Raw genomic sequence first — 25,096 nt, forward strand, 5'->3', positions numbered from 1 at the left:
TGGTGCACGAAAGTGCACCGGTGACCGGAGTGCAGTGGCATCCAGAACACCGCGAGGTTGCCGAGACGCAGCTGACTGACCTGGTCATACACATGCAGGGCCAGATTCATTGTCGGGATAACTATCGCGTTTGTTTACCTCGGAAAAATTGTTTTGCTGTGCGATGCGAACTCTGCCCGATGCTGGGCAGCAAGCCGGAGTGTGCCTGGCCTGTGAGCTGGTCAGGAAAACTCGGATCCTGCTAGTTGACGAGGGTGCCGCCAGTCTCGATCAGAAGACCGAGCGCGTAATTTCCGATGCGATTGCCGACTACGACGGCACCGTACTGATCTCGTTACACCGCACCGAGACTCTCAGCCGGACAGTGCGTGCGTTAACCCTGACCTAACGTAGCGACTGCTAGTGCTTAGTGCTCGTCCCAGTGTCCGTCGTGAGCGGCGTGACGATGCCCGTCGTGGATGTAGTCGACGTGATCGCCATGGGGGACGGCGACGTGCCCACAGCCCGGTCCGTGCTGGTGCTCGTGGTCTTCGTGGACGATGTGCTCCGTGGGCTCGCACTCGTCCCAGTGGCCGTCGTGCTCGCGGTGCAGGTGGCCCTCGTGGGCGTAGTCGACGTGGTCGCCGTGGGGGATGGCGACGTGGCCGCAGTTGGGGCCGTGCTGGTGGTCGTGGTTCTCGTGCGGCTGGTGGGTCATGATCTTCTCCTGCGAAGTAGCGGGCTTGCGTGGGGTCCGTGCTGTTACGTCCTGAACACTACGCGTTTTCAGTAAGTTTTCAATAGCGCTATCGTCGCAGCGTACGATATGAAATGGGAGTCATTGTCACTAGTGTTTCTCTCGCCTGCTCATGACTTCGCGACCGGGGGAAACGGGAATCATTTCCATCGGAAAACAGCCCCGAAAAGGGGTGCTTTCCCCTTGCGCGATGCGTGCTGCCTGGAAATAATGGAAATGATTTTCAATAACATGACGCGGGAGGACACCATGACCGACTGGCACGACACCGGTGACGGGCCGAACACCGACAACTACCTCGACTACCTGCTCACCAACCGCACCTTCACTGCCGGTGCCGTCGCTGCCGCAGTGGCATCGTTGGGCCCGGCCGTGGAGCGCTGTGCCGCCGGGCGTCCCGTGCGGGTTCTTGACGCAGGCACCGGAGCCGGAGGGGCGCTGCCGGAACTGGACAGCCTGTGCGACACCCGCGACCACGGAGGCACTGTTCTCGCCGTGGACATCGACCGCGCAGCCGTTGACCTGGCGCGTGAAGTGGCTGAAGGCTCCGAACACGTTGATGTCCGGGTGGGTGATGTGCGCGACATCGCCGCCGTAGCGGCGGCCACCGGTCAGACGTACGATCTGATCTGGTCATCCGACGTCATCTGGCCGGGAACTTTCGATGAACCAGCGGACATCGTCGACGCGTTCTCCCGCATTCTCGCCCCCGGCGGCGTGCTGGCCCTGTTTACGACGAACTACTACCAGTCCATGCTGCTGCCCGGACACACCCGGCTGGAACGGCTGATCCGCACCGCTTCAGAGAAGACCTGGGGTCTGCCCGACGACGGTCCACACCAGTATGAACGGCTCGGAGCGTGGATGAGACTGGCTGGATTACAGGACATCACACCGACCTCTTTCCCACTGATTGCACTGTCCACCGACCCGTCGGCCAGGGATTATCTGGAGACGATTGTCTGGCCGGAGATGAGGCATGCCGCATCAGCGAACGGGCGTGCAGCAGGGATGAGTGATGATGACTTTTCTCGCGTAGACGAATTGCTTGATCCTTACAGTCCACAATGGATCGGCGCTGACCCCGATGCTTTCGTGCTACAGCCGACAGTACTGTGGACCGGGCGAGCTGAATGACGTCCCCTGCGCGCAGTATGCAACACCTCACGGCCCTGGCTGCTCCGGAGGCACTGCCGGACTGGCGGGTGGTCATCGCTGTTGACACGGCGGTGGCCACCGGCATCCTGGATGCCCTTCCCGGGACATCCGTACAGATCGCGGAGCGCACCCACACTCACGTCGACGGCGTGTCCGCCGTACTTTCCGTCCTTGCTTCGCGCGGCATGGTCGTCGGTGGCGCTGTCTGGTCGGTGGGCCCGGAATATCCCGATCGCCTGGAACGTGCCGCACTGGTCCAACACGCCGCCTGGATCCGCCGGTGGGCCGATCTTGTGCCGAAACGGGTCCGTGACCGGAGGGCGACGTCCCCCACCGAACCGGCACGACCATCTCCTGCAGCGGGGCTTGCGCTGCTTGAATCGGCTGTACAGCCGTATGTGAAGTCGGTGGTGAACCTGTGCCTCGAGGGGGCAGCGGTGCCTCCGTACCCGCGTCGTGTCCTCGATCTTGGTGGTGGGCACGGAGCCTACGCTGTCGAGTTCGCGCGCCGCGGCTGTGACACCGTTCTGCAGGATCTCCCGTCGGTCGTCCATGCGTTGCGTACTGCAGGAGCGACCCGCCGGCTTGATGACGCCGGGGTCCGTGTTGTGGCCCGAGACGCCTTCGACGGCATTGGTGAGGACGACGCGCCCTTCGACCTGGTGTTGTGCGGAACCCTGACGAACATCTTCAGCCTCGACAGGATGCGGAACCTGCTGCACCGGATTCACGGACGCCTGGCAGTGGACGGTCAGCTCGCCGTTGCCACATGGATGCGCGACCGTGGTCCGGTCGGCGCGGCGTTCGGGCTGCAGATGCTCGTGGCAACCCCCGAGGGGAACGCGCACAGTTGGCCGGACTATCGGGAGGCCTGCGCGGACGCCGGTTACAGTGACTGCTGGTTGGTGGAGGTCGGAACTCCGCCACTCGGCGTCATTCTGGCGCGTCGGTGAGCTGCCAGCCCGGGCCGCTAGCCTGCCGTCGTCCGTCAACAACACGATGGAGTCGGCTCCGACGGTCGTGTCCCGGTATAGCTGCTGCTGCGCACATTCAGTCAGCAGGGACTGTTTTTCGTCGGGGGAGGGCTGGCCGACCGTTTTGGCATCCTGTCGGTCCTGTTGACCGGAATCACTATCCGGGTGCTCGGTTCCCTGATCACCGGTTTCTCCCGGTTCCGGGTTCAACTCATAGACGGGGCGGTGCTCATTGGTGTCGTAGTGGCGCCGGGTCTTTGGCGGACGGTGCGCTGGAGGGGTCTGCCGGCGAGCGGCAGGGGATTGTCCGGAGTGCGGGGAGGTTCTCGTCCTCTGGCCTGTGTCTGTTTCAGGTTGTGGAGGCCCGGTAGATTCCTTCGATGGTGGAGTCGAGGGTCTCGGTCAGCGCGATGTCGCTCTGCCCGGCGGTGAGTCCGTCAAGGAGGGCGCGGCTGAAGCTGGCTATGAGACCCGGGTTTTGGGACAGTAGCCTGTTGGCCTCGTCCCGCCCGTAACCGCCGGACAAAGCCAGTACCCGGGCGACCCCGGGGTGGTCGATCAGGTCGGAGTAGAAGCCTGCCTGAGACGGGATGGTGACCTTTACGGCGACCTGTTGATTCTCTCCTTGCCGTGCTTCCAGTCCGGTGAGTATCTCGGCCTTGAGAATTTTCTCCGCCTCCTCTTTGTCGGGTGTGTCAATGCTGATTTCCGGTTCGAGTATCGGCACGAGGCCAGCGGCGAGGATCTGGTCGGCGAGGGCAAACTGCTGTCCGACTATGGCGGCGATGCCTTCGGGATTCGCCGAGTGGATGACCGAGCGTTCTTTGGTGCCGAAGACACCTTGGGCACGTGCACGTGACAACGTGTCGTCGAGTCCTGGAATGTCCTTCATCAGTTGGACACCATCTACCTCAGGTTGTAACCCCTTGTCGATTTTCAGGATCGGGACGATTCCGCAGGTGTTCCACAGGTAGTCGACGGTATCCGTCCCGTTGACCTGCCGTTCGAGAGTGCCTTCGAACAGGATTGCTGCGATGATCCTGTCGCTGGTGAAGGCAGGGCTCGTGATGATCCGGGATCGTGCCTGATGGATCAGGTCGAACATCTCCTCGTCGGTGGAGTAGGTGTTCTCGTCAATTCCATAGGCTGCCAGAGCTTTGGGGGTGCTTCCACCGCTCTGGTCGAGTGCGGCGACGAATCCTGTGCCGTGGGTGAAGCGGTCGAGTTGCTGGGGGTCGGGCATCGAGGGTGCACCTTTCGGTTGGGAGGGTGTCACTGGCCGAGTCTAGGCATAGTGACAACGATTTTCATTAGTTGCTAGAGTGGGCCAGCCAACCGCCCCGCCAAAGCAGGCCACGGCGCTGGCAGGGCAAGGCTGAAAAGACAGGGGAGTGTCACTGATGGACGAAGACTATTACGCAGTTAACGCCGAGTGGTACGGGGCGTTGGTCGCAGACTGGCAGGCGCCGACAGATGAGGCAGTTCGCAGTCTCCTCGGGCAGTGTCAAGGAGGGGTCGTCGTGGACATCGGCTCCGGGACTGGCTCGGTCCTTCCGCTTCTTCGGGACCTGGGAGCAGAGAAACTCTATGCCGTTGAACCGTCGGCTGCGATGCGGGTAGGACTGGTCGCGACCTTGGGTCGTGACCGCGATCTTCTGGCGCGTACGACAGTCATTCGTACCGGGGTGCCAGGGGCGTTTGACCGGCTGCCCGGGCAGTGGGACGTCGTCACCATGCTGAACGTCATCGGTCATCTCGACGATGGCACGCGCGGGCGACTGTGGTCAGAGCTCGGCAACCGGCTCACCGAGGGCGGACGCTTCGTCGTTGCTCTCCAACCACCGGAGACTGTGGTGGAGGTTCCGTGGACTGATTTCGGCGCGGTGAGGATCGGTGAGAATGAGATCCGTACTGGCGGCGCGGCGACCCCGGTCGATGATCAGACGGTCGAATGGACAATGCAGTGGACCCTGGTCAATGCTGACGGTGAGGAACGTGAGAAGCGGACCGCTGTCCATCGATGGCGCGCCCTGAGTATCGCTGACCTGGAGGTGGAGGCGAGGGACGTGGGCCTGACCATATCCGGTTCCGCGGAAGGAATGCCGATGGTCGGATTTGGACGGACTGGCTGATGCATGACGTGACGTGCGGTGTCAGGGGAGGTGTCACTGTAGGACAGGGACGCGTTGTCGACGAAGAAGATGAGTCACCGTACAGAGGTGTGGGAACTCAACGAGCATACCGACGGCCAGTACTGCGGCGACCTCGGGATGCTCCGGAAGGAATGCTGAGGTCAGCGCGATCATCAGGGGAGCGTTGCGGGCCGAGGACGTCATCACCAGCAGTGCTTTTGCTGGGTATGGCAATCCGAGCACGCGGGCGGTGCCCTCGCCGAGAAGGTACACCACCACGAAAAAAACGAAGACTGTCACCACGACGATGAACACCTCTCCATTTTGAGGCATAGCGCAGCAGATACCGTGCTGCCACCGTTTGGCCTGTTGGAACGAATGAGAGAGTAGACGTCAGGGTTCTCTAGGGGGTGTGAAGTAGAAAATGGCGAGCCTCAAGACCCTCATCGCCCTCGCGAATCCTAGGCTAGGGTTCCCGGAGTCGGGTGATGGCTACTCGATCAATCAACCCCTAACTCAAGTTCGATATGTTCACATCAAGTCCGTCAGAACTTCTACAGAAAGTTACCTCTACTCAGTAGATTCGTCGTCCGACTGCACTGTGACGACCGCCCCGACGCTCCTGAGAAGAGAAGATCCATGCCACTGCTCGGCCGAAACCTCCTGGCCACACTCGACTTCACCTCCAGCCGATCCCACCGCACCTGCGTGTACAAGTGTGGCGACGCCTGCTCCAAACCCGTCCCCAACACCTCCGACAACGTGTACTTCCGCGACATCGTCCGTAAGGAGTTCGACCGTCGTACCCTGCTGCGTGGTGCCGGCACCGCCAGCGTCGTCCTCGGTGGGGGCGGGCTTCTCGCCGCCTGTGGCCAGGACTCATCGCCGACAGCCTCGACCTCGTCGGCTGCTGCAGCTTCCGGTGCTACCTCTGACGCGACCTCGGCCCCGGTCGGGATGCGGTTCGACATAGTCGCACCGAATACCAGGGATGCAGTCACCGTCCCCACCGGATACAGCAGCGAGGTGGTCATCCGGTGGGGGGACCCCGTTGTCGAGGGTGCCGGACAATGGTCCGTGGACACCCAGACCCCGGCAGCGGCGGAAAAACAGTTCGGCTACAACTGCGACTTCGCCGAGCTGCTGCCGATCGCCGGGCAGGACAACCGCTTCCTCCTGGTCGCCAGTCACGAATACACCACGCCGCAACAGATGTTCCCCGGCTACGACGTGGACAACCCCACCGAGGACCAGGTCCGCACCGAAATCGCCAACCACGGCCTGTCGATCGTCGAGGTCGAGGCCAATGATTCTGACGGGCACCTCGCCCCGGTCATCGGGCGCTACAACCGTCGCATCCACGGGGAGACCGAATTCCTGGTGACGGGGCCGGCTGCGGGACACGACCTGCTGACAACCGCCGCCGATCCGTCCGGTACCCGCGTACGCGGCACGTTCAACAACTGCGCCGGAAGCGTGACCCCGTGGGGAACGATTCTCTCCGGTGAGGAGAACGTCGACCAGTACTTCGCCGGCGGTGCCCGGGCCGACGGTACGACAGCACAGGAACGTTTCGCCCGCTACGGTATGGAAGACGATGAGACCGCCCGCAAATGGGAACGCTTCGACGACCGCTTCGACATCACGAAAGAACCCAACGAAGCCCACCGCTTCAACTGGGTCGTCGAGATCGACCCATGGGACCCGAACTCCACGCCCGTCAAACACACTGCCCTCGGACGTTTCAAACACGAGGCCGCCGCCGTCCACATCACCAGCGACGGCACCATCGTGTCCTACTCCGGGGACGACTCACGCTTCGAATACATCTACAAGTTCGTCTCTTCGAAGAAGTTCGTCGACGCCCCCGCAGACTCTGGTCAGCAGGCTGCGCGGGCGCGACAGGAGAATATGAAAGCCCTCGACGAAGGGGTCCTCTATGTGGCGGTGTTCGAGGGTAACTCGACCGATTTCAGGGAGAACTCACTGCCGGATGACGGCGCATTCGACGGTACCGGCCACTGGGTGAAGCTGGCGACCTGTCACGCGAATGGTTCTGTCGCCTCGCACGTCAAAGGAATGTCAGGCGAGGAAGTCCTGGTCTTCACCCGCCTGGCGGCGGACAAAGCCGGAGCAACGAAAATGGACCGCCCCGAGGATGTTCAACCGCACCCCGCCACCGGTCGGATTTACGCCGCATTGACCAACAACGAATACCGCGGTGCCGCACGCCCTGGCAAACACGATGAACCGACGATGGAGTACGCACCGGTCAAGGAGAACAAGAACGGATACGTCCTGGAGATGGATGACGACCACGCCGGGGAAAACTTCACCTGGAATCTTCTGCTGGTCTGCGGCGACCCGCAGGCCGCTGAAACGTACTTCGGCGGTTTCGACAAGTCCAGCGTGTCTCCGATCTCCTGTCCCGACAACCTCGCCTTCGATCCCCACGGCAACCTGTGGGTGTCCACCGACGGAAATGCTCTGGAGTCCAACGACGGCCTGTTCGCGGTCTCGCTGGACGGCGAGAGCCGTGGGCTGACCAAGCAGTTCCTCACCGTGCCCGCCGGGGCCGAAACATGCGGACCTGTCGTGACCGCTACCCGGGTTCTGGTCAATGTGCAGCACCCCGGTGAAGACGATGAAGCGACGGTGGAGACCACTTCGTCGCACTGGCCCGACGGCGGCAGGTCGCTGGCACGGCCGTCAACAGTGGTCGTCTGGAAAGACGACGCGAAAAGCATCGGAAGCTAGCACCGCATACGTCGCATTAACGTGCTCGCAGCCCTCTCCGGTTCACACCGAGCGGGGCATGGTTGGCCTATGAGGCTGGCTCGACTTCCGCGGAACACATGACGGCCAGTGTCGCCTGGAGTCGGTGAAGATGCTGACCACTCGCAACACGCGCGGCGTCTGCTGCATCATCAGGAAGAGAAACAGCGTTCAGTATCGTAATCTCCACACGCAACTCGTCGGCTTGGAACTGGACTGCCCGCTTGCGGCGCCGCAAGCGCGACGGTCCAGCAAAGAGCCAGACAGCGTTAGCTGCCGCCATGAATCCCGTGCCGACGGTAGTCATATCGGCCCTCGTATAGTTCGTTGCGGTGGCTTCCATCGCGTCGAGTGCGAACCCCAGGCGCTCGGTAGAGACACCATCAGGTACCACGTCGTGTTCTCAATGATTACACCATCGAGTTCGTCGGCGGCAAGTGAACTTCCCTCCTGGATCGACGGAAGGTTCTGTGTCTGTGAGCGCCAGACACTGACAGCATGGGCAATCTTGTCGAGCCGGATCAACCACTCTTGTGACTTGTTCCGAGAGTTCGGGGAGCTTATGTTTCTTGGGCCTGAACCCCGGATGGGGGACACGGGGACGTAATTAAGATGCCAGCCGGAGTCTACCTGACGCCTGCGACTCAAACCCTTGCGGCGTGAGGTGCCCGCACCAGGAATGCCGACGGGCCGTGTCGTAGCGGATACACCACCGGAACACGACTCGGCGATACACCAGCTGATTGGTGAACGCCACCTGATCCTGCAGTACCTCGCGCTTCAGCGAGGCATTGAACGACTCAGCTAACGCGTTGTCCTCGCTGGGTACCGATCGACCCCATCGACTGGCACGCCCCCAACCTGCGGCAGGTGTCCTGGAACACCCCGGAGGTGTAGACGCTACCGCGGTCCGAGTGGGAAGTTTCCCCGGATAGACTACCGCGCTGGTTCTCCGCTATCACCAATGCCTCCTGCACCAGTGACATGCGTGTATGACCGGCGATCGCGAAGCCTATGAGCCGGCGTGAGAAACAGTCGATGACCGTGGCCAGGTACATGTTCGACCCGTCAGCGATCGGACGGTAGGTGACGTCGCTGACATAGGCTTCGGCGGCCGACTCGGCGGTGATCCGCTTGGCACCGTAGCAACCGTTGTTCGCGTCGAACACCGCGGTGATCCGCGCGGCCAGCACTGCATCGTTGACCAGGCGGGTCTGGCGTTGTGCCGTGGTGTCCTTCCATTTGTAGAACGAGGACCGGTTGATCGTCAGGACCTCGCAGAGCCGCCTGACCGGATAGTCAGCCTTGGCGTCGTCAACGAATTGGAAGCGGCTCACCAAGCCCTCTCTTCCGCGAAATACTTCGCGACCCGTCTCAGAATGTCTCGCTCTTCCCTCAGTCGTGCATTGTCGCACTGGAGTTGGCGGATCCGTTCGGCGTCGGTGACTGCGGAGGCTTCCGATTGGTCGTCGCTGCCGGTACGGGGATCGATGGAGAACCGGCCAACCCAGTTCTTCAAGGTGTTGCGGTTGATGCCGAATTCGCCGGGGATGGACTTCATTGGTATGCCTGGAGTGTTCTCGTACAGCGTGACGGCGTCACGCTTGAACTGCTCCGTATAGGCGTTCTTTGGCTTGGGGGAACGCTACCTTTCTTCCCCGGCTCATTGCTGGGGTCAAGGTGTCCACCACACAGCGGGGCGGGCCCCAGTCGAACTGCAGGGCTACGCAACCGTCATCAGCGCATGACAGCGGGTCCAATCGTTGCTTCTGCCGCTCGGCCAGATAGTTCCTCCTGTTGAGCAAGGTACCACCGGGGCTCGCACAACGGGTCTTCCTTGTACCCCCGCGTCGAGCGGTCATCTCTCGCGACAGTCGCTGCTCACAGTTGGTAAGTTTTCCGGCGCCCCAGGTGCACGACATGGAATGGGGCCATCACCTTGGTAGATTCGGGTAGTGCTTAGTCTACGGCGGCGAAGCATACGAAGCCGTCCATGGCGACCACCTGCATCTGTCCACGGAACGCGGGACGTTTGTTGTTGCAGCCATTCACGTAGCACTTGCGCGCTGCGTCTGGGGCGCATGTCCACCAACTGGGCTGGGCCGGTGCCGTCAGCTAGGCCGCTCAGATCCAGCAGGGTCGTCACGCATGAAAAGGCCCCGGGTTGGCGGAGTCTTCCCCACACGTGCTTGTCGCCCCTCAGCATCCGCGCGCTCTTGACATGTTCGCTGGAGTTGTAGACAAGGTTCTCGCACGCATGCACAGTGACCTAGTTGATCAGCTGCCACCTGACCATCATGGCTTTCGCGGTTGCCATGGCGATATGGCCAAACGCCAGTCGTTGCAGAATCCAGCGGATAAACCGGTGATTCAGCTTCGCCCCTCATTGGTGCAGGCCAGCGAAACCTGGAAGATATTCCGACCACAGTCGCCGTGGAAGATGATCGGCAATGCGTCGATGACGGTCGCCACCCCAGCCTCGGCAGTTATGTCGGCGACGAGGTTGTCAATAGGGCATCCTTCTAGGGGCAAAATTCGTTCCAGATGAAGGTGTGGAAATTCTCATCATGTACCGGCTAGGGTCTCTACATGTCGTTCTATATCGCTCCCAACCCTCATCTGTTTTAGCATTCCGAACCGCGTAGGCCCTTCAAAAACGAGACACTAACTACCCGCGGGGATCGCCCTTGCCCCGCGATTGAGCTGACGATCGAACCAGGAAGTCTCAGAAGCCTTTGTTAGGCACTGTTGGCGCAGCCTCCCCAGGATCGGCGGACAGTTACCAAGAACATAGCCGTATCCGTAAGACCAGTTCTGCACATGGTTGGTTAAAGTGCGCTGCGTTGCCTCCCAGGTTCTCAGCGCTGAGGGCACGTCTGTCGACCTGTCAACAGCGTAAGCCAGAGCCATAGCATTGTTGAACGCCGTATTGGCGGCCTGACCGAGGTTCGGGGGCATTGCGTGGGCTGCGTCACCGATGATGGCGACTTTTCCCTTTGTCCAGGTTCTGCAGCGGACATTCACTAGGCGGTCCCAGCGCCCTCCTTCAGAACAACGTTCGATAAGGGTGGATACCTCTGGGAATTCTTGCGCCCAGAGCTTGCGGTCAATCGGAATCTTTCCGCCACGCGTGTCTGATACGGGGGCGCTCATGAAAACATAATCGTGCGTTCCCGTACAGGGGTTGTATATCAGACGACGATTTCCGTTCCAGTACTCTACGATTGTATCATCAGGATATCCGTCTGCATCATTATGCTCGATGAGCATTCGGACACCAGCTTGCTTACCGAAGTCCATCCAAGACGTACCTGAGATGCACTCGCGTAGTCGTGAGTAAGCTCCATCGGCGACGATTACGAGGTCAGCGTCAGAATTTGAACCGCTATCGGTCTCAATCCGTCCCATAGGATCCACTTTTGTTACGAGTGAGGATGTCTCGATCTGTACCCCGAAGCTTCGAGCCTGCTTGATTAATGCCTCATATAGATCTGCCCTCGGTGGTAACATGAGTCGGTCGTCGGCGGATGACCGCCGCGACATCATTGTATTCCCAAGGTGATCTGCAATCCGCCACTCCTGGATCTCCTTCGCTCGCTCGAGTGCCTCCTTGAACGCCCCAATGGTCTCGAGCGCCTTCAGCCCGCTCTCCCAAAGCCAGATCCCGGCTCCGAACATGCGCAATTCCTCATTGCGCTCATGCAGTCGAACATTCCAGCCAAGCTGTGCGAGTCGGGTGGCGACAGTCAGACCAGCTAGGCCTGCTCCTGCGATTTCTGCGGTTCTCATAGCGCTCTCCTATACTTTCGGGATTGAAATAGAGTTCTCCATTTCAATGAACCGATAAAGTGGAATCTAGTGAAAAGAAAAACTGCACGAGTTTTTTTTGAGAATTCCTAGAGATTTTTGCTGGAACTCCGGGCGATAGGTTCCTGCTTACACCGCCGACGATCGTCGCTACATTGGTCGAGAAGGTGCTGTCAGCAGCCTAGTCGGCTACTGGAAACTATCTCGTTGCAGGAGAAATATATAGCCGAAAATTTCAGGTGGCGAGTATTCCGATACTTGTATATGTAGCCTCATTTTCTTGAACTGTAGTTGTATAGTGGACATCACAGGCGTACGGAAGGGGACTACGAGGGCGTCCCGGGACCTGGGATGAGCTGTTATTGGTATTGTCCGGGGTAGGAATTCGAACCCTTCTCGGGACGACTGTGTGAGGGCGAGCCTGGCGATGGTGTGGGCGGCCCCTTTCCTCAATCCTGGCCAGGATGCGTATCTCACGCGATCGATCGGACAACCATTGCAACCAAGGATGGCATATTGGGCGGTTGCTAGTCCAAACATATCACTGGTCAGTGGATCATACAAGGGGGAAGTTCCTTATATTTTCCAGTGTCGGCCGCTTTTTGGTTTACGTCGACAACCAATGGCAAGCATATTGGTTGCTGCGTCTATATTTTTAACGCTTGCTTCGACCTTTCACTCGCCAACCTGGCGATTTATGGCCACATATATATATTACTATATAATAAAATGTATTAGTATAATTAATGCATCTAACTTGGGCATTCCGGTATGTATGCCATTTAACCTAAAGCAGGCTAGTCTCCGCTTATTCTATAAGGGGCTGATGCAGGTATAGGTGACAACTGATCTGGCTAGCCGATGGCTGGCTGGAAGGATTGTCATCATGCCTAAGCCCTACCTCAAAGAGTTCCGTGGCGATGTCGTCCGGGTCGCTCAGAACCGGGATACCAACACCATGATCTCTGAGATCGCATCCGACCTCGGGATCCATGAGGGGACCCTGAACAAGTGGTTGCGCCGAGCCGACCTCGGCGCCGGAACGGCCGATCATCGCAAGTCTGGTGCCACCAGCGATGAGAAGGTCCAGCTACGGGCCGCAAATCGCCGGATCAAGGTCCTTGAACAGGAACTGGAGTTTATGCGCAGGGCTGCTGCCTACTTCGGGCAGGCTCAGACCCCGTCAAAATGAAGTACCTGCTCGTCGGCGACCTTGCCGAAGACGGTATCCCCGTCTCCGTGGCGTGCTGGGTGCTGAGGATCGCTCGCCAGCCCTACTACCTGTGGTTGGCCAACTCCGCGACGGACCAGGAATGGGAAGAGGACCATCGCTTCAACGCACTGATCGATCCCCGCCGGGATGACCCTGAGTTCGAGTACCGCTACCTCGCCGATGAAGCAGAAGAAGTCAGCTACCCGATGGCCCACCACACCACCTGGCGGCTGTGTAACACCCAGGGGGTGTACTCGGTGATCAGCCGCCGAAAGAAGGGCAAGGGTGCCCGCCCAGGGCCGCCGGTCCATGACGATCTGGTGCGGCGTGGGTTCAGCACCATGAAGCCCCTCAACGAAGTCTGGCTGACCGATATCACCGAGCACCACAACCACACTGCTGAGGGCACGCTTTACCTGTGCGCGATCAAAGACGCCTGCTCACGGCGGATCATCGGCGGCAGCATCGATAACAGGATGAAGGCCTCTCTGGCGGTGCGGGCTCTGAACAACGCCATCGCCAACCGTCGCCGCGCTGGGGCTGAGGTGGTTGGATGCATCGTCCACAGCGACCGCGGGTCTCAATTTCGAGCGAAGAAATTCCTCCGCGCTTTGGAGTACCACGGCGTGGTCGGATCCATGGGGCGGGTCGGTGCTGCTGGGGATAACGCGGCGATGGAGTCGTTCTACTCACTGCTGCAGAACAACGTCCTCGACGCCCAGCCCCGGCGGACCCGAGAAGAGCTGCGGACGCGAACCTTCTCCTGGATCGAGCGAACCTATCACCGAAGGAGGAAGCAGAAGGGGCTGGGGAAGTTGACCCCGATTGCCCACGAGGAGAAACTGCAAACGAAGGCGCTGGCACTAGCCGCCTGAACAGGAAACCGAACCTGTCACCTGTTCCTGCATCAGCCCCGATGGATGATTCACAACTTGCATCTTCAACGAGCGCGACCGTGTGCGGGCCCGCCTCCCAATGTTCCGCAATGTGAGGACCTAGCACGAAGAGTGCAAGGACCCAGGCGGAGTCCCCCTACCGGGCGAAAACCGCATCTATCCAAGAGTCCACGCAGGTCAGGACGGGAACCTGAGTGTACCGGGGTACACGCAAACCTCCGATGCAACATCAACAAACAGGGAGGTTTTTTAAACTAACTGTTGCCTATCGCTACACACCCCGTGTAGTCTACGGAGCCACACAGATAGAGAAAACGTGACCAGACCACTGGATCCCACGTGATCTCTGCGCAGGAGAGCTGCAATGACCCGACATCGGACAGAAGATCAGCTGCTAACGCGCCCGGAGCAAGCGTGCGCCAGGTCGCTCTACAGTCGCGAGGAGGTACCCTCGAATGGCTAACGATGACAGAAAAACAGGCACGCCCGGAGCTCCCGCTGAAGCAGTCGCCGTTCAAATGAAGACCTGGCAGGCAATACTAGGACTCGCGCTGCCGATCATTGCGCTACTGGCAATTGTCCTCTCGGGGGGAGAGATACTTTTTGGTCTTATGGCAGCACTCATCGTTGCTGCAATATTCGGACTAATGATCAAGCTACCATGGCAAGGCATAGAAGACGCGATCATCAGCGGTGGGCGTAATGTTCTCAGCGCTGTAATCGTGATGATAATGGTGGGAATGTTGATTGGAATATGGACCATATCGGGAACTATTCCATCAATCGTATACTACGGATTGAAAATTATTGAACCCTCGTTCTTCCTGCCCCTGACTTTCATTATCTGCGTGATCACCTCGCTAGCGATTGGGTCGTCGTGGGGAACTGCAGGAACCGTTGGTGTCGCTCTATTTTCTGTCGGAACAGCGATGGGATTCTCAGGCCCGCTGATTGCCGGTTGTGTTATCTCTGGCGCGCTCGTCGGAGATAAGATGAGCCCGTTGTCCGATACGACGCTGCTGGCATCCGCCACGGCGAAGGTGAAGCTATTCGACCACATCACTTCGATGTTCTATACTACGGTGCCGGCTATAATTATCAGTCTTATAGCTTTCGGCGCCATCGGACTAGGACACCAGACAGCAGAGGGGTATTCTAACGGCGTTAGTGGGCTCACAGAAGGGTTGTCCGGGCAATTCCATATCTCGATATGGAACCTAGTTCCCATGGTGTTGACTATAGGACTTGCTTTCTGGAAAGTACCGCCAATTTCTGTATTTGCAAGTGGTGTCGTATTTAGCATAATCTGGGCACTGTTGATGCAAGATGCCAACCTCAACCAAGTGCTATCTGCCGCGTTTGAGGGATACACGTCAGCGACTGGAGTCGATGATCTAGATGAGCTGGTTTCTGGCGGGGGAGCCATTGGGATGGCTGCAGTAATTCTAGCAGCTCTAGTTGCCGGAATGTTCGCGGGGACCCTACACTACCTCGGAGTCATCACGGTTATTATGGATAGAGTGGTCATTTATATGCGATCTGCCCGCAGCCTCGTCTACGCCACCCTAGGAACATGCCTCGTCTTGATGCTCGGCGGCGGCGGGCAGTACTCAACTGTCACGTTACCCGGAACAATCTTTGGCGATGCATATGATAAATTTGACACCAATAGAGCAGTCTTGTCTAGATCTACCGAAGATGTTGGGACGATGGTCGATCCTATAATTCCCTGGACAAACGGCGGGATATTCTACGCGGGTCTATTCGGTGTTGCTGTGACAGATTATCTCCCGTTCGTTTTCGTTGCCCTACTTTCGCCATTGGTCGCTGTCTTTAACACGGCAATAGGGATCGGACTTCTTCGGAAAACAGATCCAGTGAAGTACCGACCGCTGTGGAGGCCGATGAGGGGTGCAATGGTCGCATCATAGCAAAAGTAATCCATCGTCACCGGTTCGTATCTGTATAGATTATCGACCGCTAACTAGATTAGATTAAAGTGCGGGACGATTATTATAGATCGGCCCCCAGTGCCCATATTCGATTGGTAAGGAAGAAAGGATAGAATATATTCTATGTCGATTACTGATGATAAGGCTTCCCTTGGTTGCTACCCAACACCGGTTCACCCCCTAGGTGCTATTTCCGCGCAGCTGGAGGTGAACCTAATGATCAAAAGAGACGATCTAAGCGGAATTGCGGCGGGGGGAAACAAGATACGCAAGCTTGAATTTCTTGTAGAGGACGCTAAACGAAAAGAATCCACTATTTTGATCACCGCGGGAGCCATTCAGTCAAACCATGCGCTTCAAACCGCCGCTGCCGCACGAAAGAGTGGATTAGAAGCTCTACTGGTACTCGACGGAAAAAAGCCACAGGAAGCTCGAGGTAATTTGCTGCTCGATATAATTCTCGGGGCCCAGGTAGAGTACTTAAACTCCTCAAACTTCGTTGTTGACGCTCGTGAATACATGGAACGCCGCAGCCTTGATCTCACCGCCTTGGGGGAGAATCCCTACATAATCCCGGTTGGTGGCTCAAATTCTTTAGGAGCGCTTGGTTATGTTGATTGCGCGCGCGAACTTAAAAAACAGTTTTCTGACATGGGGCGTGGTGACCCCGATTTCATTGTTGCGCCAGTGGGATCTGCCGGGACCTATGCAGGTCTTGTGGTGGGATGTGCGACGCACTTTCCTAGCACCAAGATTCTTGGCATTGTCGTTACCACTAACTATTTTGCTAGGCGTGACCTCGTCGCTGGGTTGGTAAATGAGACGGCTCGGCGCGTAGGTTTAGAGCGTACTTGGTCCAGTCAGGATCTTCTTCTTGACTATGATTTCATAGGGCCAGGGTATGGTATTCCTAGCGAGGAAGGTAGTTTAGCTATTGACCTCCTCGCTCGATCAGAGGGAATATTTCTCGATCCTACGTACACGGCCAAGGTTTTTGCCGGAATTTTAGGAAACGTAGCTTCAGGCCATATTGAAAGAGGGGCGGATGTTATTTTTCTGCATACCGGAGGTGCAGCGGCGTTACTGGCTTAAATATAACGTATTTTAACTCTACTATTTAATGAGTGGTGGTGCGGTGGGATGTTTTCGTTAGGTTATCGTATGGTTGAAAGTCTAAGCTTATAATTGTTGAACCTCCGTTAAATACAGGTCCGGGTCATACTTTATGGAGATATTTATTTATCGGTTTAGCTGGATTTCCATGTTTCGCAGCACGTAGGTGGCTGAGGGAGGCAGGGCCTGTGAGGTGCGATATCGCAGGTTGTGGCCGATGCGAGATAAGGGATCGCGGAGTGCGATTCGGTTGGGCCGTGACTTCCTTCGGCCCACTATTGGCAATCTTGTCGACGACACCATTTCCCGAGCACTACAGTGCAGACTCCTGGCATTCTCGTCGCCGACATCATATGCCGCTCCGCGGAGAACGGATTGGAGATCACCGACGCCGCTGACGTCAGCCCGATTGCCGTCATCAACGCCACCCCCGTCGCTGTTGACGACCAGCGCCCCTGCTGTGGACGCTCAGGTGTCCGACGAGATCAAGTCATCCGACAGCTAGTCGACCTGCCGGTGGACGGGTCTGCACGTCTGGGTACTGCGCTTCAACTGAGGCAACGACGCTTATGACCCGCGAATCTCCCAAGCCGCGTTGGCCTGTGCCGATGACGGGTCGAAGCTAACCCAGCGGGAAACCCGCTGGATACTGCAGCGCCTCATGGTAGACGCCTGTGCGCCTGTCCTCCATCACCAAATTTCGGGGAGTGGGCTGAGAGTTGGTCAACAACGTCGCCGTAGAAGCTGATCCGTGATCACGTCTACCCCAATCCGGCCCACGTGGACGGGGTGCGGATCCTCGTTGTTGACGAACATGGGTGAAAGCATACCCGTCGCCCCGGTGAGCCCTCGTCACTCGTGACGGAACTGGCGGTTCTGACCCCGGCCGTCGCCGGAGGAAGCCCTGCCCGGTTGCTGGATATGCGCCCGGGGTGTCGTGCGGAGGTCCTGCGGAGCCGGTTGACTGAGCGTGATCTGGGCTTCCGTGCCGAGGTGTAGATGATAACCGGGGATGGCTTCGCCTGCGACGTCATCGCCGTACAGCAGGCCATGCCCACGTCCCGGAAAGTGATGGATCCTTTCCATCTTGTGCACTTGGCAGCTGACAAGCTCACCGATCCTATCCAATGCCAGTAGCGAGAGACCTACGGGCAGCGCGGTTGGAGGGATGACCCGCTGTACATGCACAGAGAAACACTGTGACCAGGACCGGATTGCTGACTGGGCGGCAGAAGCAGTGCCTGGAGGTTCTGTGGCAGGCCGACGATGACCGCATCATCCTGGAGGGCACCTAGGGGTTCTACCAGGACGTGATCGCCGCGTACTCGCACCCCAAGCGGCCGAAGGCATGGAGTTGATGAAACGGCTGATCACACTGCGCAAGGGCCTGCCGAGAAGGTTGGAGCAGCTTGCGCAGTTCGGTGGGCCGCTGTGGCGCCGAGGCGATACTTCGGAGTACTTCGACGTGGCGCACTCAACAGGCTGGGCGAAGCCGTCAACGGCCGGCTGGAGCACCTGCGTGGCATCGCCTTGGGCTTCAGGAATCTGTAGTCCACGACATATTGCGGTCGCTGATTCACTTGGGGACAGTTGGAGAGCAGGGCCAACGCACTCTAAATCGAGAAGAGCGAGGTTGTCTCTTGCTAATAATCGCCGTGCCATTCCAGGAGCCGTTACGTTGTCCGCTACTCCTCTTGACTACTGAATCGAAGAATCAAGATGCCCCACATTCTGCCTCGAAGAGACCTGGATTTAGAGTCCTATTGTGCCCGTAAAGAGAGGGCCATCCGCTCCACTGCTTCCTCGAGTATTGGTCGTGGCGTGGCGAAAATGAGGCGCAGGTAGCCAACCCCCGCTGTGCCGGTGGCTTCTCCGTCTGTAAGCGCTACCCCAGCTCGTTCTCGGAAAAAATCTGCAGCGCCGTTATGAAACCCTAGACTGCGGACATCGAGCCATCCGATATACGTTCCTTCAGGCTCCTGGTAACCTATTTGAGGAATATACTCCTTTAGTAGCCTTCCGAGGTATTTCCGGTTTCCGTCGAGATATTCCAGAATATCTTTTTGCCATTCTCGGTCTTCTGAGTAGGCGACCGTGTTAGCAATAACGCCGAGGATACTGCATGTGTGAGAAGCTCGGTATCCAATTCTATCCCATACCTCTCGGTCCTGCTCGTTTGTAACAACGAATTGGGCAGCCTTTAAGCCAGGAATATTCCATGCTTTTGATGCTGAATAAGCGGTAACCGTATGTCCTGCAGTAATTCTTGAGATGCTAGCGTAAGGAACATGCTTATGCGGAGAGTATACGAGCGGCGCATGTATTTCATCCGCGAAGACCCTTCCTTCATTTCTTTCCACCACGATGCTCAGAGCATCGAGTTCGGCGCGGGTAAAAACCCGACCAATTGGATTGTATGGATTACATAGGATTAGCAGATTCCCTCCGGCAAGGAAAGCTCTTTCGATTCCTTCGAGATCTAGTTTCATAGTGCCATCTTTTTCGATCATAGGCACCTGTATTACTTCACGATTAACATCTCCAGGTACCGTAAGAAATGGCATATAGGAAGGCGTGGGGACGATCACTGGAGAACCCGGCCGAGAATAGTGCTCAATGGCTAGTCGGGTTGCGTAGGTGACATCAGAGATGGGGTGAATATCTGAAGTGGGTACACTCCATCCGTAATTATCCTTCACATATCTTGCGGTTTCAGTGGCCATTTCGTCGGAAAGAGTTTTAGGAAGATAGCCTAGGAGTGGCGTGTCCACTGCTTTCTTCAGTTCGCTCTGGACGTTAGGGGAAGTTCCGAAGTCCATTTCGGCGAAGAATGCACCAATGGAGTCGGGATGCGCGGTCCACTTAAAGCTCCCTTGGTTCCGTAGTTGGTCGATCGTGATGCTGTCGAGCTGTTCGGGGCTAGGCATTATTATCTCTCTGCTTTCTCTGGAAAGGGATGTTTTCTGGAACTTTTATTCGGGACGTTCTGGCGGAATATCGGGCGGGTCCTTTTCTATCTCATTAAGGTAGTTATATATAGTGAATCGAGATACATTTAGGGCGCCCGCAACTGTGTCGGCTGCATTCCGCAGTAGGAACATTCCACGTGCCTTTAATGTGGCTACTACTGCAAGCTTGTGATGCTTTTGCATTTTAGGTACAGGTAATCCTGCCTCATCTATTGCCTGACGAAGAATATGGTCACTTAGTTCATCTACGGTACGCACGAATTTTTCTGAATTATTTGTTTCGTTACGCGATTTTCGATCGTCGGTTTCTTTTCCTAAAATGGAGGACGCCATATTGGCAACAACCTCCCAGGCTGTTACGTCTGTGTTTATGCAGAAAGCTGCAACAGGTGTTTTCGCTAGGTCTCGGATTATCATCGTCGAGGACCTCAATTTCCTCCCGTCTGGAAGATAAGTCTCGTATCCTATTAACTGATCGGAGGATGATTCTGTAATCTTTTGTAGGAGTAGGTCTGTCGATGGGCCGCCCGGTTTTCGTCCTGTCACATCCCCGTGTATCGATACTATAGAGTTTGGCAGGAGGCTGAGGTCGTGTAGTACGACCTCAGTCGATGAGGACAAAGATTTTCCGATAGGCTCAACCAGTGAAGATAGGACGGCTACGAGACGTTCTCCATCGACGCTTCGCCGCGATGCTGAGTCGAGTAATTGCTGTATTGTTTTTTCTAGCTCTCCGTGGCCTGCCATGTAGTCCTTTCGTATTTTTGAAGCCTTGTGGGCTTAGGATACCTTGCGCACGTGGAGAGGTCAACCGTTTGTTGATCTTCTTTCAACTTCATGTTGCGCAACAGGGGGGCAGGTCGCTGGCAGCACGGAGGGGTCCATCACTTTGGTGTCGTCATCCAGGCCGGACAGCATCTTGAGTGCGGAAAACACCTCAGCACTTACGGTTGACTGTACGCAGGGTGTGGCACGTGTCGTGCGCGCCGTACTGGCGATGATGAACGCATCCCGCGGATCAGTCTTGGCCTGTCTGGGGTACAGGTCGGCGGCCTTATGTATCGCCAGGCCGGGCAGGTAGGCGACCGCGCAGTCGCAGGACCTCGCTACGCCGACTGGTAGGGCGCCGATAGTATTCGGTTGGTATACGATCAGCGGCACACTGTCATGGGCCTTGAGTTCGTCGAAGACGGCCCACAGGCTGGCCTCGTCCTCGGGCAGGGCCCTGGCGTAGAGTCTGCTGCCGGCGGTGGTGAGCGCACAGCCGTGGTGGGCGGTTTTGCCGACGTCGAGGCGGTTCTGGTGCAGGAACAGGTGACATCGAAGATGGCTAGCCGGAGGGCTGGCCTGGAAGGATGTCATCATGCCCAAGCCATTTCCCAAGGAGTTTCGTGACGACGTGGTTCGAGTTGCGGAGAACCGTGATCCGGAGGTCACGCTCGCGCAGATCGCGAAAGACTTTGGTGTTCATGTCGGAACGCTCGATAAGTGGATGCGTCAGGCGCGTATCGAGGCCGACGAGCAGCCGGGTGAGACGAAGTCCGAGTCGGCGGAGTTGCGTGAGCTCCGTAAGCGCAACCGCCTCCTCGAGCAGGAGAACGAGGTCCAGCGGCGCGCGGCGGCGTATCTGTCGCAGGCTCATCGGCCGGGAAAATGATGTACCCGCTCGTTTCCGAGCTCGCCGCAGATGCAATTCCTGTCGTGGTGTCGTGCCGGGTCTTGAAGCTCGCCCGGCAGCCGTACTACCGTTGGTTGCGCGACCCCGTCACCAGGCGGGAGTTGGAGGAGGCGTATCGAGCGAATGCGCTGTTCGACGCGCATCGTGACGACCCCGAGTTCGGGTATCGGCTCCTCGCGGACGAAGCCCGCGACGATGGCGGACCGGACGGCATGGAGGATCGCTTCGGTGAACGGTCGGTGGAGCGTGTTCGGGAAGAAGCGGGGCAAGAACGGCAAGAGGCCCGGCCCCGCGGTTCACGACGATCTCTGCGTCGTCATCGACGAGGACGGACGTGAGCGTCACCAATTCGACGCGGATCGGTCGAACCAGCTCTGGATGACCGACATCACTGAGCACAAGACCACCGAGGTCAAGCTCTATCTCTGCGCTGTCAATGACGCGTCCAGCGGTCGAATCGTGGGCTACTCGATCGACTCGAGAATGAAGGCATCACTCGCGGTCCGAGCCGCCCGCAACGCCGTCCGAATGCGCGGCAACGTTTTGGGTTGCATCGTGTATTCAGATCGAGGATCGCAATTTCGAAGCAGGAAACTACATCGCGAGCTCACCCACCATAACCTCGTCGGATCGATGGGCAGGGTCGGTTCCTGCGGCGACAACGCGGCTATGGAATCGTTCTTCAGCCTGCTCCAGAAGAATGTCGTGAATCAACGCTCCTGGGCCAGCCGTGAGGAGCTACGGATCTCGATCGTGACCTGGATCGAGCGGACCTACCACCGGCGGCGTCGACAGGTCCGCCTGGGCCGTTTGACGCCCATCGAGTTCGAGACCATCATGAACAACGACCTGGTCCCCACGGCCTAACTAGAACTGTCACCTCTTCCTGCACCAGACCCGGCCGAGTTGAGAGGTCCGTAGGTGGTGTCTTTTATGACGGTCCTCTCCTTGAAGTGGGGAGGTCGGTGTTTGGTTGTGGTGGAAGGTCACTGGTGGTGGTTGGACACGTGTTGCGGGCAATCACGTCTACAAAGAGAATTCACCGCATCCGAAGGTCGGTGAGCCGCGTCCCTATTGAGCGGTCCAGCGTGTGTCCTGGTACCTCAGTGGTACCCCCCGGATCATCTGGAATAACAGGGGGAATCAGCCATACCGAGGTCAGTGGCTTGCCCCTGAGGATGGGAGGACAGAATCAACGTAACGGATGATGAGGTGCGACAAGCTGGCTGTGCAGTTCTAGCCTCGGTGCAGGGAGACTGTATCCGGCCATGGCTGAAACGACTCTCTTAACAGGAACTAGTCCTCCTCGCACAGGGAGGATGTGCTGCAGACCCACATCGAAGCCGGGATTCCGTGGCCGACGTGCGTGGATCAACAGTGGGCCGGCTCAGCGACGAGCACAACCAGACCATTGTCAAATACGCCGCATGTATGGTCACGGGGCATGGGTAGGGCGGTCTCGTGGTCGGGGCGGAGATTCTCCTGGTTGACTGGGACAGCGGTACACACTCGGTAGGCTAACGCACATTGTTGGGCGGACTCGACGGCGATCGCGGATCGACGGCCACCGGTGACACCTATATTACAATGATCCACGCGTTACTGTCGGCGAGTTTCACCACGAGCACGTCGGATCTCGGAAATGAAATCGGATAAGACTCCAGGTTGATTGGAGCGACGGGCGCCTGGTGTTCTTCTGTGACCCGCATTTGCCGCGGCCGCGTCTGACCAGATAGAAAACCAAACGACGGTTGCTACGGGAGAACTCCGAAGGTATAGGCGTCAATAGTTTTGGCGGCTCAGACAGAGGTTAAGTTCAACAGGCCATGAATAATTAACCGCGGACGGTCATCGATGGTGAATAATAAGATAGGGAGGAAAATGCACTAGTCGCCCCTCGTGTTGTGCTGACCGCCTAAGGAATAATCGCTATTTTTCTGGGGATAGGTGATTTCCGGGGGGGGGGCGAGAATATTAGAAAATACAGTATAGATAGCGCGACGGGCAGGATTTTTAACGACGAGCGATTAATGAATATCAAATACGGAAGGCCAGCCTGCGTGTCACTAAATTTGCATAGGACCAGGGTGCTGATTCTACGGCCGCATATAGTGAGCGCCGGAATATTCAAATATAGACTTTTTCAAAATATATTACTTGCTAATATAGTATAACTGACACGGTGTTTGTAATTGGTAATCTATCCCATCGTGACCCGATCGAGAATTCGTTCGGCACGGCAACTTCGGAAGCTTTATGGTATCATCCCTAAAATGAATACATTACGCGCGCCTCGAAGGACGCCGAGCCTAGCGTCTCAACTCGTTGATTCCCTACGTGAACAGATCGCCTCCGGGACATGGCCAGTGGGTACCCGAATCCCGCCAGAACATGATCTGGTCAAGAAAATGAACGTTAGTCGATCGACGTTGCGTGAGGCAGTGAGTACCTTGAGCCACTTGGGGATGTTGGAGGCCCGCGTGGGAGACGGAACTTACGTCCGGGCCGCGAACGAGCTAGAGGCAGTAATGCGCAACCGAATGAACAGCCTGGGCACTGGTAGCATTCTGGATATCCGTCGTGCACTTGACGAATTTTCTCCTATCATGGCCGCAGAAAGCTATGGAAAGCAGTATACGGGTGAAGTAGAGCGAGCTAGAATGGAGGTATCAGAGGCATGCAGATTATCTCAATTTGAAGAGTTATTTAATATTGACCGAACGATCAGATTTACTATTATTCGTATGACCGGCAATAATTTACTGGCTGAACTCTATACTGGAATAGACAAGCTCATCAAGGAGCCCTGTGTTGTCTTTTCTGATCCTGAGGCGAACCAGTCTTATCCGGTCAGGATACTATCACTCTATATAGAATTGTTGGATGCGATCGAGGGAGGCTGCCTGGCTCTAGTTCGTGACGTGTCGTACCAGACAAACAGGGCGAGAAGATATTTATTCAAGCACGATGCGCACTAGGAAAATATTCTTCGAAGTCTGAGCGACCAATGATATGGCGTTAATCTGGCGCATTTAGTAAACTGGAAAATATTGGCTTTTTTATTAACTTTGAACGCAACGACATCTTTGCCGAAGGGTGCTACTGCAGCGCATAATTATAATCAGGCCAGTTATTGAAGTTTATGCGTAAACGTATCTCTTTAATTGTGGTGCGATGATGGCCGCAGCGTATATATGGAATTTGTATCGCCACGATGATTTAGATGAAAAAGCTTTTCCGAAGCTAGCGAGGGTGTCAATGGTCTGCCAAGTTAGTTTATGATGGATTTGGACTACTGACTAACCCTCCTATATAACTATACAGAAGTAGCTATATGTTTGGGCTGTCCGAAATGCCCTCTCTCATGCATGTGAAAAATGTACAGATTTTGCGCGTCAAGTGTGGTACTATCGCTCAGCGATATAAGAGTTTACATTGTACCCCATTGCTTCCAGGAGGCATGACGCATGACCATTCTCACCGTCGGTGACCAGTTCCCCGAGTTCAATCTCACCGCACTCAAGGGCGGCGACCTGCACGAGGCGAACGCCCAGCAGCCGGACGACTACTTCGAAGACGTGAACCTCGACAAGTACCAGGGCAAGTGGAAGGTCGTGTTCTTCTACCCGAAGGACTTCACCTTCGTCTGCCCCACCGAGATCGCCGCTTTCGGCAAGCTGGACGAGGAGTTCC

Annotated in this window: 16 protein-coding genes and 2 pseudogenes; 10 read left to right on the forward strand and 8 right to left on the reverse strand. The window is 57.1% G+C overall.

Going from position 1 to position 25,096, the window contains the following annotated elements:
- Positions 1–406 precede the first annotated feature (406 nt).
- On the reverse strand, positions 407–697 hold the full coding sequence (locus tag BJF89_RS07320) for a hypothetical protein (RefSeq protein ID WP_075813653.1): 291 nt from the start codon (positions 695–697) through the stop codon (positions 407–409).
- Positions 698–985: 288 nt separating this feature from the next.
- On the opposite strand from BJF89_RS07320, the gene BJF89_RS07325 reads away from it, so the two are divergent.
- Positions 986–1,873, forward strand: a complete 888-nt coding sequence (locus BJF89_RS07325) for a bifunctional 2-polyprenyl-6-hydroxyphenol methylase/3-demethylubiquinol 3-O-methyltransferase UbiG (RefSeq protein WP_075813682.1) — start codon at positions 986–988, stop codon at positions 1,871–1,873.
- On the forward strand, positions 1,870–2,847 hold the full coding sequence (locus BJF89_RS07330; RefSeq protein ID WP_083650562.1) for a bifunctional 2-polyprenyl-6-hydroxyphenol methylase/3-demethylubiquinol 3-O-methyltransferase UbiG: 978 nt from the start codon (positions 1,870–1,872) through the stop codon (positions 2,845–2,847). The genes BJF89_RS07325 and BJF89_RS07330 overlap by 4 nt, the downstream gene beginning before the upstream one ends.
- A 370-nt stretch (positions 2,848–3,217) precedes the next feature.
- On the opposite strand, the gene BJF89_RS07335 is transcribed toward BJF89_RS07330, so the two are convergent.
- Entirely contained in the window at positions 3,218–4,111 is an 894-nt protein-coding gene (locus tag BJF89_RS07335) for a fructose bisphosphate aldolase (RefSeq protein ID WP_075813657.1), read from the reverse strand.
- Positions 4,112–4,268: 157 nt separating this feature from the next.
- Between BJF89_RS07335 and BJF89_RS07340 the strand changes: the two genes are divergently transcribed.
- Positions 4,269–5,000, forward strand: a complete 732-nt coding sequence (locus BJF89_RS07340) for a bifunctional 2-polyprenyl-6-hydroxyphenol methylase/3-demethylubiquinol 3-O-methyltransferase UbiG (protein ID WP_075813684.1) — start codon at positions 4,269–4,271, stop codon at positions 4,998–5,000.
- 33 nt (positions 5,001–5,033) lie between these two features.
- On the opposite strand, the gene BJF89_RS07345 is transcribed toward BJF89_RS07340, so the two are convergent.
- Positions 5,034–5,333, reverse strand: coding sequence for a hypothetical protein (locus BJF89_RS07345; RefSeq protein ID WP_139311926.1), 300 nt, complete (start codon positions 5,331–5,333; stop codon positions 5,034–5,036).
- 306 nt (positions 5,334–5,639) lie between these two features.
- On the opposite strand from BJF89_RS07345, the gene BJF89_RS07350 reads away from it, so the two are divergent.
- Positions 5,640–7,757 carry a PhoX family phosphatase gene (locus tag BJF89_RS07350; RefSeq protein ID WP_075813661.1) on the forward strand — a complete coding sequence of 706 codons (2,118 nt, stop codon included), beginning with the start codon at positions 5,640–5,642 and terminating at the stop codon, positions 7,755–7,757.
- 625 nt (positions 7,758–8,382) lie between these two features.
- Here BJF89_RS07350 and BJF89_RS07360 read toward each other — a convergent pair.
- Positions 8,383–9,408: pseudogene (locus tag BJF89_RS07360) on the reverse strand (DDE-type integrase/transposase/recombinase); the annotation flags it as partial.
- 1,031 nt (positions 9,409–10,439) lie between these two features.
- Positions 10,440–11,564 carry an NAD(P)/FAD-dependent oxidoreductase gene (locus BJF89_RS07370; protein ID WP_075813667.1) on the reverse strand — a complete coding sequence of 375 codons (1,125 nt, stop codon included), beginning with the start codon at positions 11,562–11,564 and terminating at the stop codon, positions 10,440–10,442.
- Positions 11,565–12,468: 904 nt separating this feature from the next.
- Between BJF89_RS07370 and BJF89_RS07380 the strand changes: the two genes are divergently transcribed.
- From BJF89_RS07380 to BJF89_RS07390, 3 genes are all read left to right on the forward strand, one after another.
- Positions 12,469–13,670 (forward strand): IS3 family transposase gene (locus tag BJF89_RS07380; protein ID WP_139311927.1). Its coding sequence is split into 2 segments (ribosomal slippage): positions 12,469–12,765 and positions 12,768–13,670, totalling 1,200 coding nucleotides; the frame shifts between segments, so codons are not numbered across the junction.
- Between the two features lie 476 nt (positions 13,671–14,146).
- Positions 14,147–15,622, forward strand: coding sequence for a Na+/H+ antiporter NhaC (gene nhaC / locus BJF89_RS07385; RefSeq protein WP_083650563.1), 1,476 nt, complete (start codon positions 14,147–14,149; stop codon positions 15,620–15,622).
- 144 nt (positions 15,623–15,766) lie between these two features.
- Positions 15,767–16,735, forward strand: a complete 969-nt coding sequence (locus tag BJF89_RS07390; RefSeq protein ID WP_075813674.1) for a D-cysteine desulfhydrase family protein — start codon at positions 15,767–15,769, stop codon at positions 16,733–16,735.
- A 1,781-nt stretch (positions 16,736–18,516) separates the two neighbouring features.
- On the opposite strand, the gene BJF89_RS07400 is transcribed toward BJF89_RS07390, so the two are convergent.
- The 3 genes from BJF89_RS07400 to BJF89_RS07410 all read right to left on the reverse strand — a co-directional run bounded on the left by BJF89_RS07400 (position 18,517) and on the right by BJF89_RS07410 (position 21,090).
- Complete coding sequence (locus tag BJF89_RS07400; protein WP_222843812.1) at positions 18,517–19,575, reverse strand: MalY/PatB family protein; 1,059 nt, start codon at positions 19,573–19,575, stop codon at positions 18,517–18,519.
- A gap of 153 nt (positions 19,576–19,728) precedes the next feature.
- Positions 19,729–20,472 carry a transcriptional regulator gene (locus BJF89_RS07405; protein WP_083650564.1) on the reverse strand — a complete coding sequence of 248 codons (744 nt, stop codon included), beginning with the start codon at positions 20,470–20,472 and terminating at the stop codon, positions 19,729–19,731.
- 60 nt (positions 20,473–20,532) lie between these two features.
- On the reverse strand, positions 20,533–21,090 hold the full coding sequence (locus BJF89_RS07410) for an IS110 family transposase (RefSeq protein ID WP_369803667.1): 558 nt from the start codon (positions 21,088–21,090) through the stop codon (positions 20,533–20,535).
- On the opposite strand from BJF89_RS07410, the pseudogene BJF89_RS07420 reads away from it, so the two are divergent.
- The 3 genes and pseudogenes from BJF89_RS07420 to BJF89_RS07430 all read left to right on the forward strand — a co-directional run.
- Positions 21,089–22,270 (forward strand): annotated as a pseudogene (locus tag BJF89_RS07420) (IS3 family transposase). The gene BJF89_RS07410 and the pseudogene BJF89_RS07420 overlap by 2 nt on opposite strands.
- A 1,406-nt stretch (positions 22,271–23,676) precedes the next feature.
- The gene (locus tag BJF89_RS07425; RefSeq protein ID WP_075813680.1) at positions 23,677–24,381 is read left to right on the forward strand and encodes a FadR/GntR family transcriptional regulator; all 705 of its coding nucleotides are present in this window, start codon (positions 23,677–23,679) and stop codon (positions 24,379–24,381) included.
- Positions 24,382–24,870: 489 nt separating this feature from the next.
- The coding region (locus BJF89_RS07430; protein ID WP_139311929.1) for a redoxin domain-containing protein at positions 24,871–25,096 on the forward strand (226 nt) is incomplete at its 3' end.

Source organism: Corynebacterium sp. CNJ-954, assembly GCF_001942345.1.
Taxonomy (GTDB): domain Bacteria; phylum Actinomycetota; class Actinomycetes; order Mycobacteriales; family Mycobacteriaceae; genus Corynebacterium.

Excerpts from the sequence above, each read along its gene's own strand:
- BJF89_RS07335 (WP_075813657.1), bottom strand. The coding sequence starts at position 4,111 with ATGCCCGACCCCCAGCAACTCGACCGCTTCACCCACGGCACAGGATTC.
- BJF89_RS07330 (WP_083650562.1), top strand. The coding sequence starts at position 1,870 with ATGACGTCCCCTGCGCGCAGTATGCAACACCTCACGGCCCTGGCTGCT.
- BJF89_RS07325 (WP_075813682.1), top strand. The coding sequence starts at position 986 with ATGACCGACTGGCACGACACCGGTGACGGGCCGAACACCGACAACTAC.
- BJF89_RS07390 (WP_075813674.1), top strand. The coding sequence starts at position 15,767 with ATGTCGATTACTGATGATAAGGCTTCCCTTGGTTGCTACCCAACACCG.
- nhaC (WP_083650563.1), top strand. The coding sequence starts at position 14,147 with ATGGCTAACGATGACAGAAAAACAGGCACGCCCGGAGCTCCCGCTGAA.
- BJF89_RS07400 (WP_222843812.1), bottom strand. The coding sequence starts at position 19,575 with ATGGACTTCGGAACTTCCCCTAACGTCCAGAGCGAACTGAAGAAAGCA.
- BJF89_RS07425 (WP_075813680.1), top strand. The coding sequence starts at position 23,677 with ATGAATACATTACGCGCGCCTCGAAGGACGCCGAGCCTAGCGTCTCAA.
- BJF89_RS07370 (WP_075813667.1), bottom strand. The coding sequence starts at position 11,564 with ATGAGAACCGCAGAAATCGCAGGAGCAGGCCTAGCTGGTCTGACTGTC.
- BJF89_RS07340 (WP_075813684.1), top strand. The coding sequence starts at position 4,269 with ATGGACGAAGACTATTACGCAGTTAACGCCGAGTGGTACGGGGCGTTG.
- BJF89_RS07345 (WP_139311926.1), bottom strand. The coding sequence starts at position 5,333 with ATGCCTCAAAATGGAGAGGTGTTCATCGTCGTGGTGACAGTCTTCGTT.
- BJF89_RS07405 (WP_083650564.1), bottom strand. The coding sequence starts at position 20,472 with ATGGCAGGCCACGGAGAGCTAGAAAAAACAATACAGCAATTACTCGAC.
- BJF89_RS07410 (WP_369803667.1), bottom strand. The coding sequence starts at position 21,090 with ATGATGACATCCTTCCAGGCCAGCCCTCCGGCTAGCCATCTTCGATGT.
- BJF89_RS07350 (WP_075813661.1), top strand. The coding sequence starts at position 5,640 with ATGCCACTGCTCGGCCGAAACCTCCTGGCCACACTCGACTTCACCTCC.
- BJF89_RS07320 (WP_075813653.1), bottom strand. The coding sequence starts at position 697 with ATGACCCACCAGCCGCACGAGAACCACGACCACCAGCACGGCCCCAAC.